Annotated in this window: 10 protein-coding genes and 1 tRNA gene; 7 read left to right on the forward strand and 4 right to left on the reverse strand. The window is 44.8% G+C overall.

Features of this window, described 5'->3' with window-relative positions; all coding sequences use genetic code 11:
* The first annotated feature begins 12 nt into the window (after positions 1-12).
* From argF to ACPUYX_RS08355, 6 genes are all read left to right on the forward strand, one after another.
* Positions 13-957: an ornithine carbamoyltransferase gene (gene argF, locus ACPUYX_RS08330; RefSeq protein ID WP_426379228.1), complete on the forward strand. Its 945-nt coding sequence runs from the start codon at positions 13-15 to the stop codon at positions 955-957.
* Positions 958-1,033: 76 nt separating this feature from the next.
* Entirely contained in the window at positions 1,034-2,242 is a 1,209-nt protein-coding gene (locus ACPUYX_RS08335) for an argininosuccinate synthase (protein ID WP_088228126.1), read from the forward strand.
* A 97-nt stretch (positions 2,243-2,339) separates the two neighbouring features.
* Positions 2,340-3,725 carry an argininosuccinate lyase gene (gene argH, locus ACPUYX_RS08340; protein WP_426379229.1) on the forward strand — a complete coding sequence of 462 codons (1,386 nt, stop codon included), beginning with the start codon at positions 2,340-2,342 and terminating at the stop codon, positions 3,723-3,725.
* A 544-nt stretch (positions 3,726-4,269) separates the two neighbouring features.
* On the forward strand, positions 4,270-5,730 hold the full coding sequence (locus ACPUYX_RS08345) for a nicotinate phosphoribosyltransferase (RefSeq protein ID WP_426379230.1): 1,461 nt from the start codon (positions 4,270-4,272) through the stop codon (positions 5,728-5,730).
* On the forward strand, positions 5,731-6,510 hold the full coding sequence (gene nadE, locus ACPUYX_RS08350; RefSeq protein ID WP_426379231.1) for an NAD(+) synthase: 780 nt from the start codon (positions 5,731-5,733) through the stop codon (positions 6,508-6,510).
* A gap of 1 nt (position 6,511) precedes the next feature.
* Entirely contained in the window at positions 6,512-7,084 is a 573-nt protein-coding gene (locus ACPUYX_RS08355; RefSeq protein ID WP_426379232.1) for a 5' nucleotidase, NT5C type, read from the forward strand.
* 252 nt (positions 7,085-7,336) lie between these two features.
* On the opposite strand, the gene murC is transcribed toward ACPUYX_RS08355, so the two are convergent.
* The 4 genes from murC to ACPUYX_RS08375 form a co-directional block, all read right to left on the reverse strand.
* On the reverse strand, positions 7,337-8,689 hold the full coding sequence (gene murC / locus ACPUYX_RS08360; protein WP_426379233.1) for a UDP-N-acetylmuramate--L-alanine ligase: 1,353 nt from the start codon (positions 8,687-8,689) through the stop codon (positions 7,337-7,339).
* An 89-nt stretch (positions 8,690-8,778) separates the two neighbouring features.
* Positions 8,779-9,435, reverse strand: coding sequence for a cytochrome b/b6 domain-containing protein (locus ACPUYX_RS08365; protein WP_426379234.1), 657 nt, complete (start codon positions 9,433-9,435; stop codon positions 8,779-8,781).
* A gap of 38 nt (positions 9,436-9,473) precedes the next feature.
* Positions 9,474-10,868, reverse strand: a complete 1,395-nt coding sequence (locus tag ACPUYX_RS08370) for a nickel-dependent hydrogenase large subunit (protein WP_426379235.1) — start codon at positions 10,866-10,868, stop codon at positions 9,474-9,476.
* A 3-nt stretch (positions 10,869-10,871) separates the two neighbouring features.
* Positions 10,872-12,005, reverse strand: a complete 1,134-nt coding sequence (locus ACPUYX_RS08375) for a hydrogenase small subunit (RefSeq protein ID WP_426379290.1) — start codon at positions 12,003-12,005, stop codon at positions 10,872-10,874.
* 157 nt (positions 12,006-12,162) lie between these two features.
* Between ACPUYX_RS08375 and ACPUYX_RS08380 the strand changes: the two genes are divergently transcribed.
* Positions 12,163-12,237, forward strand: a tRNA-Thr gene (locus tag ACPUYX_RS08380).
* Positions 12,238-12,305 lie beyond the last annotated feature (68 nt).

Genomic DNA, 12,305 nt, shown 5'->3' on the forward strand with positions numbered 1-12,305 from the left:
GGTGGAAGAGATATGATAACAATTGATCGTTCACAGTTTAAGGGTCGGGATTTTATTTCTTTACATGACTTTACTCAAAAAGAATTAAAATGTTTTTTAGATGTTGCTGCTGAGCTTAAAAAAGAACAAAAGGCCGGACGGCCGCAACCAATTCTTCAAGGCAAAACCTTGGGTATGATTTTTACAAAATCTTCAACACGGACCAGGGTTTCATTTGAAGTAGGAATATATCAACTCGGGGGACAGGGCCTCTTTTTAAGCGGTCGAGACATTCAGCTCGGCAGGGGGGAAACAATCGCTGATACGGCTCGGGTACTCTCCCGTATGGTCGATGGCATTATGATCCGTACTTTTAGCCATCAGGAAGTTCTAGACCTGGCTCAATACGCGACAATTCCTATCATCAATGGCCTGACGGATTTGCTGCACCCCTGTCAAGTGCTGGCAGATCTTATGACAATTCAGGAGCATAAAGGACGCTTGGCGGGGTTAAAATTGGCTTATGTCGGGGATGGCAACAATATGGCCCATTCGCTGATGTTCGGGGGAGCTAAAATGGGGTTACAAGTTGTGATTGCTTCTCCTCAGGGTTATAAGCCAGATCCTGCTCTGGTTGCTTTAGCCCAGGAAGATGCTAAAGAGAATGGCGGCAGTGTAGAAATTATGGATGATCCCTTAGAAGCGGTGCAAGGTGCGGATGTTCTTTATACCGATGTTTGGGCTAGTATGGGGCAGGAGGCGGAAGCCAGTGAACGCATGAAGGCTTTTCAAGGCTACCAGCTCAATGCTGAGTCTCTTAAACTTGCCCATCCGTCTTCAATTGTTCTGCACTGTTTGCCGGCTCATCGCGGCGAGGAAATTACTGATGAAGTTATCGAAGGTCCTCATTCCGTTGTTTTTGATGAAGCAGAAAATCGTTTACATGCCCAGAAGGCAATTATGGCTTTAGTGATGTAAGAGCATACTGCTTGACTTAGCTTCCTTGGTTATATATGATTTTTAATGATGTATTGAATGAAAAGGAGAATAGGGTATGAAAAAGGTTGTTTTAGCATATTCCGGTGGCTTGGATACATCTATTATTATTCCCTGGTTGAAGGAGACCTATGGATATGAAGTAATTGCTATGGTTGCCGATCTTGGGCAAGGTGAAGAATTGGCTCCTCTTCAGGAAAAGGCTACAAAGAGTGGAGCAAGTAAATTATACATTGAAGATCTCAGAGAACCATTCGTGACTGAGTTTATTTTTCAGACCTTGAAAGCCGGAGCAGTTTACGAAGGTGATTATCTCCTGGGGACATCCTTCGCTCGCCCTCTTATTGCCCGTCGTCTCGTGGAGATTGCAGAGAAGGAAGGCGCTGTGGCCATAGCCCATGGAGCTACGGGTAAGGGTAACGATCAAGTTCGTTTTGAGCTGAGTGTTAAAGCCTTAAATCCGGATTTGGAAATTATCGCTCCCTGGCGGCAGTGGAACCTTAAATCCCGCGAGGACTGCATTGATTATGCGGCAGCGCGCGGAATTCCCGTTCCTGTGACGAAAGATCGCCCCTATAGTATGGACCGCAACTTATGGCACCTAAGCCATGAAGGCGGGGACCTGGAAAACCCCTGGAATGAACCTAAACGAGACCTCTATTTACTTGGCGTTGCCCCGGAAGATGCTCCGGATGAAGCGACTTATCTGGAACTTGGCTTTGAGCAAGGGATTCCTACCACATTAAATGGTGAGAAGGTTGCGCCTGTTAAATTATTGGAAACTCTTAATGACTTAGGCGGAAAAAATGGAATTGGCATTGTGGATATGGTAGAAAACCGGCTGGTGGGCATGAAATCCCGGGGTGTTTATGAAACACCGGGTGGAACGATCCTCTATACTGCACATAAAGCTTTGGAGCATCTGACTCTGGATCGGCTCACCCTCCACTATAAAGAGCAAGTTGCTCTAAAATATGCTGAAATTGTCTATGATGGAGTTTGGTATTCTCCCCTGCGCGAGGCCCTTGATGCCTTCGTTAATGTAACTCAGAAGAACGTTACAGGGACTGTGCGCTTGAAATTATACAAAGGAAATTGCTCTTTAGCAGGTACGAAATCGCCCTATTCTCTCTATAATGAAGCTTATGCCACTTTTGGAGAAGATGGAGTATATGATCAAAAGGATGCGGCAGGATTTATAAATCTTTTTGGTCTGCCGCTTAAGGTTAGGGCCTTAATGGAAAAACAGTCAGGACTGCGTAAATAAGACCGCAAATGGGCGCCGAAACTTTCGGCGCTTATCTCACGTAGGGGGGCATTGCTCCCCTGCTTGTTTATTATCAACTACGAAAGGAAGATGACTTGTGAAACTTTGGGGCGGACGCTTTGAAAAAACAACAGATGCGTTAGTGGAGGATTTTCATTCTTCAATTCGTTTTGACCAACGCTTGTACAAACAAGATATTCAGGGAAGCATAGCTCACGCCAGAATGCTGGGCAGCGTGGGGGTAATCACGGAAGGTGAAGCAGCACAATTGATTGAAGGTCTGCAAGGAATCCTGGCGGAAATCCAAGCAGGCAACGTAGAATTTGAAATTGGTGCCGAAGATATTCATATGAATGTCGAAAAACTATTAACTGAAAAAATCGGACCAACAGGGAAAAAGTTACATACCGGACGGAGCCGGAACGATCAGGTAGCCCTGGATTTAAGGCTTTATCTCAGAGAGGAGATTGACCAGACAAAAACATATGTCGGAAATCTGGTCAGGACGCTGCTGAACATAGCTCAAGAACATCTTGAAACATGGATGCCCGGGTATACCCATTTGCAAAAAGCACAGCCCATAACCTTAGCCCATCATCTAATGGCTTATAGCCAGATGTTTTTGCGTGACCTCGGACGGCTGAATGATACTCGTAAACGTTTGAATGTGTCACCGCTCGGTTCAGGAGCGATGGCCGGAACGACTTTTCCCCTTGATCGCGAGAAGGTTGCCCAGGACTTAGGGTTTGCCGGTGTTACCCTGAACAGTTTAGACGGTGTCAGCGACCGGGATTTTGCTTTAGAATTTTTATCCGGCGCATCGATCATGATGATGCATCTTAGCCGCTTGTGTGAGGAACTCGTCCTTTGGTCGAGCGGGGAGTTTCAATTCATTTCTATGGATGACGGCTATTCTACTGGATCGAGTATTATGCCGCAAAAGAAAAATCCGGATGTGGCGGAATTAGTGCGAGGAAAGACCGGACGTGTTTACGGGGATCTGATTGCGCTCTTAACAGTGATGAAGGGGCTGCCCCTTGCCTACAATAAAGACATGCAAGAGGATAAAGAGCAGGTTTTTGATGCTGTCGATACCTTACAAAAGTGCTTAATCGTTGTAGAACCTATGCTTAGAACCATGCAAGTCCATAAAGACGCTATGGCTTGGGGAGCTAAAGGAGGATTTACAAATGCTACGGATTTGGCGGATTACCTGGCGAAAAAAGGAGTGCCTTTCCGTGAAGCTCATGAGCTCGTAGGGCGAATTGTTCTGCACTGCACCAAAAAAGGAATAGGACTGGAAGAGCTGGCTCTTAGTGACTATCAGGCCCTGTCACCGGTGTTTGGCGAGGATCTTTTTGCCGCCATTGGGATTGAACACTGCGTGCGTGCGCGTAAGCTCATAGGAGGCCCTTCCCCGGAAACTGTTGCTCAGGGTATTCAGATAGGTCTTGAAACTCTAAAACAATTGTTGGCTGAGTGAAGGTATGGGAACTATTCCTGCGGATAGAAGAGGGAGTCTTATGACTGGATAAAAGGAATATGTCGAAAATTCAAAGGAAAAGACTTTTTTAGCGAGTATTACCAGTGAATAAGTGGTTAATTTTGAAATTTGAGAATTAAAAAAGGATCAATACGGGTATAGGGTTTAGAGCTGTTAGCGTATCTTGCTTAGTTTCTAGGATTTTATCCTTTAATTATAGGATAAAGTGACACAAAACTGTGCATAGTGTGGATAACTCTGTGGATAATATCGAAATAGATGGGCTTTTCGAGTGGATAACCTCTAGATAAACAGGGGATAAGCTCTCCTAATCTGTGGATAACTACTTTGCTATTTTCGAGCAAATACGACAAACCCAGTCTTTAAGGATAGTATTATTAAGATAAAACAATTATTTCCGTTGTCAAAGAAGGAAATGTTACTTCAAAGGTAGAAATTCTCACACATGAATTTTAGGCAACGATTAAATCCTAAGATTTAGGAACACAAAACCTGTAGGTGAGAGTGGCGAGGTAAAGGATAAATGGAAAATCTAACAATGTTAACAGATCTATACCAGTTAACCATGATGCAAGGATACTTTATTAATGGCTATCGCGATAAAGAAGCAGTCTTTGACGTTTTTTTTCGTTCCTTGCCCTTCGATGGAGGGTATGCGGTAGCAGCCGGACTTGAACAGGTCGTAGAATTTATTGAAAACTTAAGATTTCAAGAAGAGGATTTAGCTTATCTCAAAAGCCTTAATATTTTTCAGGACGATTTCCTTAAGGAGCTGCGGCATTTTCATTTTACCGGTGATATTGATGCTATACAGGAAGGAACTCCTGTTTTTCCCTACGAGCCGATCATGCGAGTCAAAGGACGTATTTTGGAAACGCAGCTTTTAGAAACTGCCATTTTAAATCTGGTAAACTTTGAAACTCTTATTGCGACAAAGGCCTCTAGGGTAGTTGCAGCGGCGGGACAGGGCCCGGTTATGGAGTTCGGGTTGAGAAGAGCTCAAGGACCGGACGCGGGAATATTAGGGGCCAGAGCAGCTTTTATCGGTGGATGTCAATCGACTTCGAATATTCTGGCTGGAGAACGCTATGGAATCCCTGTTTCGGGTACCCAAGCCCATAGCTGGGTTCAGTGTTTTCCCTCAGAGTTAGAGGCATTTCGAGCCTATGCCCGGACTTTTCCGGATAATTGTTTGTTATTAGTGGATACCTACAGCGCCCTGGAATCCGGCGTTCCGAACGCCATTAAAGTAGGGCTGGAGCTTGAAGCTGAAGGGTATCATTTTCAGGGGATACGGATTGACAGCGGCGATTTGACCTATTTGTCGAAGAAAGCTCGTCGGATGTTGGACGAGGCAGGACTGACAAAGGCCATTATCGTTGGCTCCAATGATCTTGATGAAGAGACAATCTTTTCAATAAGGGCTCAGGGAGCTGCTATTAATGCTTGGGGAGTTGGAACCCATCTCATAACTTCCAAAGACAGTCCGTCCTTAGGCGGCGTCTATAAGCTGGCTGCGGAGGGAGAAAACGGAGTTTTTCACCCTCGTCTTAAAGTTTCCGAAAACATCTCTAAGATTACCAATCCCGGAATCAAAAAGGTTGTTCGTTTTTATGACCGAGCGGGAAAAGCTATGGCCGATTTAATCGCTTTAGATGATGAACAATTCAGCGACCAAAAATCTCTGACTATTTTTGATCCAATTCAGACCTGGAAGAGAAAAACACTGGTGAATTTTCGGACCAGGGAGTTGTTAATTCCTATTTTCCGCAAGGGAAAACGGGTTTGTCAATTGCCTACACTGTTAGATATACAAAAGTATTCGCGCCAGGAACTGGATACCTTTTGGGATGAAGTGAAGCGCTTGGCGAACCCCCATCGCTACATTGTCGATCTTTCGCCGAAGCTTTACGATTTAAAGCAGCAGTTACTTTTGACCATTCACAATGAAATAAAATCAAATCAGAGTCGGGAGGAAGAATAAATGTGGACTGAAAAGGAATTGGCCATCCGGATTAACACTGCTGTGGAATGGCTCCGTACCAAAGTTGCCGAGGCTAATGCCAAAGGGGTTGTCGTCGGAATCTCCGGCGGCGTGGATTCGGCAGTGGTTACAGGGCTTTGTGTGCGTGCTTTTCCGGATAATTGCATCGGAGTAATCATGCCCAGTCACTCGAATCCTGAAGATCGGGAGGATGCCCTCTGGATTGCCGAAGGGTTTGAACTTAGGCCGTTAGAAATTGACCTTGGCGAGGCTCATACATTAATCTTCAACCAAGTTAAGCAAGGATTGCCTTCCTCCGCGCAAGGCAGTCAAATTGTTGGAGAAACAATGAGTCAAGGAAATTTAAAGGCTCGTTTGCGTATGTCAACATTATATTCTGTAGCTAATGCTATGAATTATTTAGTCGTCGGAACAGACAATGCCCCAGAAAGTTATACCGGATATTTTACTAAGTACGGTGATGGCGGCGTTGATCTTTTGCCAATCAGTTCCCTTACCAAAAGTGAGGTAAGAGCTTGGGCCTGGATGCTTGGTCTGCCGCAAAAAATTGCCATGCGTGTGCCAACAGCAGGCCTTTGGCCGGGACAAACCGATGAAGCAGAGATGGGCTTAACCTATGATTTAATCGATCGTTATTTGCTCGGGGAAGACGTCCCGGCCGAAGTCAAAGAACGAATCGAGAAGTTACATCGTCAAAGCGAGCACAAACGACATCTTCCCCCCAGCCTTGAACTTCCCAAACTTGAAAGGTTAGATTAAGGTGCGAATCGGAGTCGATATCGATGGCGTCGTTTCCGATAGTTATCCATATTGGATGCAGGAACTGAATCAATACTTTGGCAAGGACGTCAAGACGATTACAAATTACGATATGCATAGAGACTTTGAAGTTCCCAGATCCGATATGAATGACTTTTTTGTAGGTAATGCGGAACGGCTGCTGTTTATGCCGGATATTGTGGCGGGAGCAAAAGAAGGAATAGAAGCCCTAATCAAAGAGGGCCATGAGATTATTTATGTGACTGCCCGTACACCTGAAGAGAAAGACGTTACCATTCGCTGGCTGGCGAAGGGTGAGATTCCCCATGAACACGTGCTCTTTTCAGGCTTTAACAGTAAAGTAGACTTAGTCAAGGAATGGGGTATCGAGGCTTTTATTGAGGATTATCATGTGAATGCTCAGGAGATTGCCGCAATCGGAGTTCCTGTTTTCCTTTTGACAACCAGTTATAATCTGAACCATGGGGAGCTTTCCCAAGGCATCAAACGATGTCAGAGCTGGAAAGATATTGTGGAGGGAATTCGAGAATTAAAGGACCCTCTGAAGGGTTAAAAGTCAGTTTTAAAAAAGCAGAGCAGATAACAACTCGACGTTTGTTACTGCTCTGCTTTTTTATTTAATTTTTAAGCCCCCCACTTCTATAAGTGGGGGGGCCTTCGTTAACTTCAGGTGGGGTAGAGTCCTCCTTCGCCGCTAAGTAGTCCTATTGGGAAAGGCGGCCCGGCAATAATGTCCACTGGACATTATTGTATCTGAAGCCTCGATGTTCAGCTTTAGCTGAACGAGTTCATTCGTATTTTATGTTTAGCTGACGATGCCTAAACCAACTTTATAAACGTCTCCCGCCCCTAAGGTTAGGACGAGGTCTTCGGGAGCTAGTGTTTGGGCAAGATAGTGTTTAATATCGTCCAAGGTTCCAATGTAGCGTGCCTGTATTCCTTGCTTTTGAATCAGCTCAGCTAAAGTATGAGCGGAGACTGTTTGATTCCCTTGCTCGCGTGCGGAAGCAAAAACATCAGCAATAACGACTTCATCTGCACTTTGAAAAGCCAAAGAAAATTCCTGGAGAAGTTTTTCCGTGCGGCTAAAGGTATGGGGCTGGAACACAGCACGGATACGACGATCCGGGAAGGATAACCGGGCACCTTCTAAGGTCGTGCGGATTTCTGTTGGGTGATGAGCATAGTCATCAACAATAAGAGCTCCGTTCGTATTACAGCCAAGATGCTCAAAGCGGCGTTTTGTCCCAGTAAACTTACTTAAGCTGTCGAGCACTTCCTTAATGGGAATGCCGATTTCGTGACAGACTGCGATAGTTGCCAAGGCGTTAAGAATATTATGACGGCCTGCAACATGAAGGTCCAAATCGCCGACATATTGCCCCTTTAGCATAATTTTCATTGAACTTTGCTCATCGCGAAAGAGAATTTCCGTAGCACGAACATCCGCGGCCTCGGAAAGGCCAAAGGTAGTAATAGGCGCAGATCCGTGGATCGCCTGACAATTTGGGTCCTCAGCCCAGATGTAAATATGACCGTGTTCAGGTATCTTCTGAGCGAGTTCGGAAAAAGCAGAGATGACATCATCGAGGTCTTGGAAATAATCCGGATGATCAAATTCTATATTTGTAATTATGAGATGCTCGGGTGAATAGTTAAGAAAGTGGCGCCGATATTCACAGGACTCCGCCACAAAAAATTCACCCGTTCCCGAATGGGCGTTGCCGCCAATGCTGGGAACATCGCTGCCCACAACAATTGTAGGATCGAAGCTGGCATTAAGCATAACCATACCCAACATGGCAGTTGTTGTTGTCTTGCCATGAGTTCCGGAGACTGAAATGCCACGTTTTTTGGAAAGCAATCGTCCGAGAAACTGAGGATAGGTCAGAACAGGAATATTTAGCTCTAAAGCACGAGCGATTTCCGGGTGTTGATTTGTATAGGCGGCAGAAGCAACAACTAAATCAGCCTTTTCCACATTACTGGGAGAAAAGCTTAAAACAGGAATTTGGGCACGTTTTAAAACACTATCTGTAAAAAAACTCTCTTCTACATCAGAACCAGAGATGGTAGCTCCTTCTATTCGAGCGCTAATTTGAGCTAAGGCGCTCATACCTGTGCCCTTTATGCCAACAAAATGAATATGCAATCCCAAAATAAATCGTCCCTTCTATGTATAACTCTATCTCTCATTATACCCAAACTTATACGAAAAGGTATCATAAATATACAAGGAAAAATCTTCTAACTTTTTTCGGGAGGTGGTTTTCGTTCATAACCCGAAACCATAGCCTGGAGATGACTAAGGTTCTCTGTCATACTAAGGTAAATGTGCAGAGGAATTGTTGCCAGAAAGTAAATGGTGATCATAAATTTGATCCACCTGAGACGCTGGAAACCGCCCACTAATCTCCATAACCAAATGAGATGCTCTCCCTGCCAATAGGAAGATAAGCCGAGCAGACTTGCTATCAGAAAAAGAAGGACCCATGACGAATAGACAAGACTTTGCCCGCTGTTATATTTGCGATTGGGGGGAGGAGCGGAGCGCAGGAACAGGTAGTATGCTAACAGCTTGGGAAATAGTTTAATATCACTTAATTTAGGAATAAGCGATTGATCGCGCCGGAGAATAGCATCCGTACAGCGCAAGGCCACAAATCCAAGGGCGAACCAACTTGATATTACATGAATTTTGAACATATCGCCATAGGAAACTGCAAAAAATTTTGCAGGCTTATGCAATTCTAAACCGCTTAACAAGATTCCAGTCAGACTGAGGGCAAATCCCCAATGAAAAATCCTGACCCATAGAGGTTGGAAGAGGATAATTTCTCCCTTTACATTTCCCTTTTGAAGTTCTTTAAAAAATTTTTTCCTTAACTCATTTTTTTTCTTCATGCTGTTAAACCTCAGATTTAACTGGCTAAGATAAGTCCTCATTCAATTCGTAACGCCTGAATACGTTCACCGTTTATAAGATGAACACTACAAGAAAAGCAGGGATCGAAAGAACGAATAATCCTGCCCGCTTCTTTAAGATCTTCTGATTGAACCTTCAAACCAAGCAGTGAGGATTCTCCTACGCTGCGAGTACCTGATTCGTCCCGGGCGCCAAAATTAAAGGCAGAAGGAGTAACGATTTGATAATGCTGCACTCGGCCTTTTTTCACGCTAAGCCAATGACCTAAGACTCCACGCATAACTTCGTGGAGCCCAACACCGCTTCCTGAATCAGAGTTTATTTTTCGATTAAGGGTATCTGCCCCAGGTTCCAGACGATTAAGCCATCCTAACGTTGCTTCGGCGAGTTTTTTGATTTCATTAGAGCGAGCCCATATCCGTGCCAGCGCTCCGTGACCGATGACGTTATCTTTATTGATGATTGCTCGTGCTAAAGGACCAACTTCCATAGGTTGTCCGTGATAGCGCGGAGATTTGACCCAGGTGTATCCTTTAGGCTGGCTGCGATCAGGAATTGTTTCCTCTTCTGTAGGATGCAGCGGCCCGTGGGGTTTATACCAGGCTCTGGTTACATCTTCAGTAATGTATTTTTCATTAAAGCTTTCACGCTTATCCTGAAGAATGATCCCTTGGTGATACAGCAGTGATCCCTCTGGACTCGAGAATCCCCCCACCGACATATAATTTCCTATTCCTTCACCTAAATCCACATAATCAGGATAGCGTTTAATGATTAAGTCCACATCCGGCAGGAGTGTATCCTCAACAAAGCTTAAGATTTCCATCATATATCCACGATAGCGATTGACCTTGTCGGCGTCCACTTCCATACTGGCTCCGCCAGGTACGATTCCATGACCATGAGGCGCTTTTCCTCCAAAGACGGCAAATGCAGCATGGGCCGCTCGGGAAATTTCCAGAGCTTTGAAATAATGTTCGGTAAGAGAATCATTTTCTTGTTTTGATACACGAAGGTCGGATTCCGAATGGGGAATAAAGGGAGCAAGGTCAGGGCCGCGGAAATAATCCGGCAAGGCATATAAGTAGAGGTGACGAATATGGTTTTGAATGACATCACTGGCTAAGATCAAGTTGCGGATTAAATGACCATTGGGCGGAACTTGCATTCCTAAGGCTTGTTCTACTGCAGAGGCGGCGGTAATGGCGTGAGCAGAAGAACAAATGCCGCAGATACGTTGTGTGTAATATGGCATATCCATGGGGGAGCGGCCAATTAAAATTTGCTCAAATCCTCTGTAGAGGGTATCAGAAATGTAGGCATCTTTGATTATCCCATTTTCTAACCAAGCTTCCAACAACATAGGATTATGAATACGAGTTACAGGAAAGATGACCTTTTTTTCCAGCATTGGTCACTCCTTTTCGGCGTTTTTCTTGACCCGATAGATGTGGAACGTTTTAACCTTATTGAGGGAAAGACGATGCTTCCCCCGAACTGTGGACTTGAGGAGATTTCTTTGAATTCTCCCCTTATACAGGGAAGCCGCGGCATGACCAATAATTGCTGCCGAGGTAAAACCTAATACTCCCAGGGCAACAGAATCTGTCGCGATCTTTGTTCCGCCGGGTAAAGGAATGTCGGGTGAGTGAACGGTAAATGGGGACATAAGATCAGGATAGCCAGGTTCCGTACAGCCAATACAAGGAGTATTGCAGCCTATAGGCCAATTTAAGCGATCGTTCCAGCGGCGGATTGGACAATCAGCATAGGTGACAGGTCCTTTACAGCCTACCCGGTAAAGGCATTCTTTCTGCCCAATGTCCGTAGCAAAAATCCCTTGATCATAATAGTATCTCCTTGGACAGCGATTATGAATGGTTTCTCCGTAAAACATCTTTGGTCGTCCGTACTTTTCCAGCTCTGGTTCACCATATAAGGCCAGGTGAAGTAAGGTCCCCATGATCCAATCCGGGTGAGCGGGGCAGCCTGAGACATTGATAACCCTTCTCTCGGGCAGGACATCCTGTACTCCTGTCGATCGAGTTGGATTGGGATAACCGGAAACAGGTCCCCCAAAGGTGGCGCAGCTCCCTATAGCTACAACGTACTTAGCTTTGAGGCCGATGCGTCGGACCAGGTCGATTCCCGTAATGAGCTTGCCTTGTTCATAGGCGACATGGTCGTAATGTCCGGAATCACTGTGAATCATTGATCCCTGGACGAGTAGAATATATTCGTTGGGAAGTTTAGAATAGGTATCCAGAAGGACTTGATAGACAGCATTCCCTTGAGCTTGATTCATGCTCCAATCGTAACGCCAATCGAGAATGTTTGAGAGAATATCGGAGAACGTGGGGGTCCAAATATTATCGAAGGAGATACTGTCTCCGGTACATGTGCCTGTTTCGATCATAATAACCGGTAACTTTTTCTTAATGTCACCTGCCGCAATCGCTCGAGAAAGGTGAGGGGTAATAAGTTGATAAAAATTCCCTAAAATTGCTCCTTTAACGATTAATTTTAGAAATTCACGACGATCCAGTATGACACACCCCCTGAGAGGGTATTATTTCCCAAAAAATAGTAATTCACTCAAAAAGGAAGAAATAGTTATACATTTCAAGAGTATATTTCGAATATATTATAAAAAAAATATTTGACGAAACGGCAAAAATAGGGTATTATAACTCTCGTCCGTAATTGCCGATGTGGCTCAGAGGTAGAGCAGCTCACTCGTAATGAGCAGGTCGTCGGTTCGATTCCGACCATCGGCTCCACAGTTTATTTTTCTGGTATTTAGCCAGTTTTGTCAAAGTTGCATAGCAGATGATTTTAAAGTATTGGG

Origin of the sequence: Desulfosporosinus sp. SYSU MS00001 (assembly GCF_049943955.1) — a bacterium.
Taxonomy (GTDB): domain Bacteria; phylum Bacillota; class Desulfitobacteriia; order Desulfitobacteriales; family Desulfitobacteriaceae; genus Desulfosporosinus.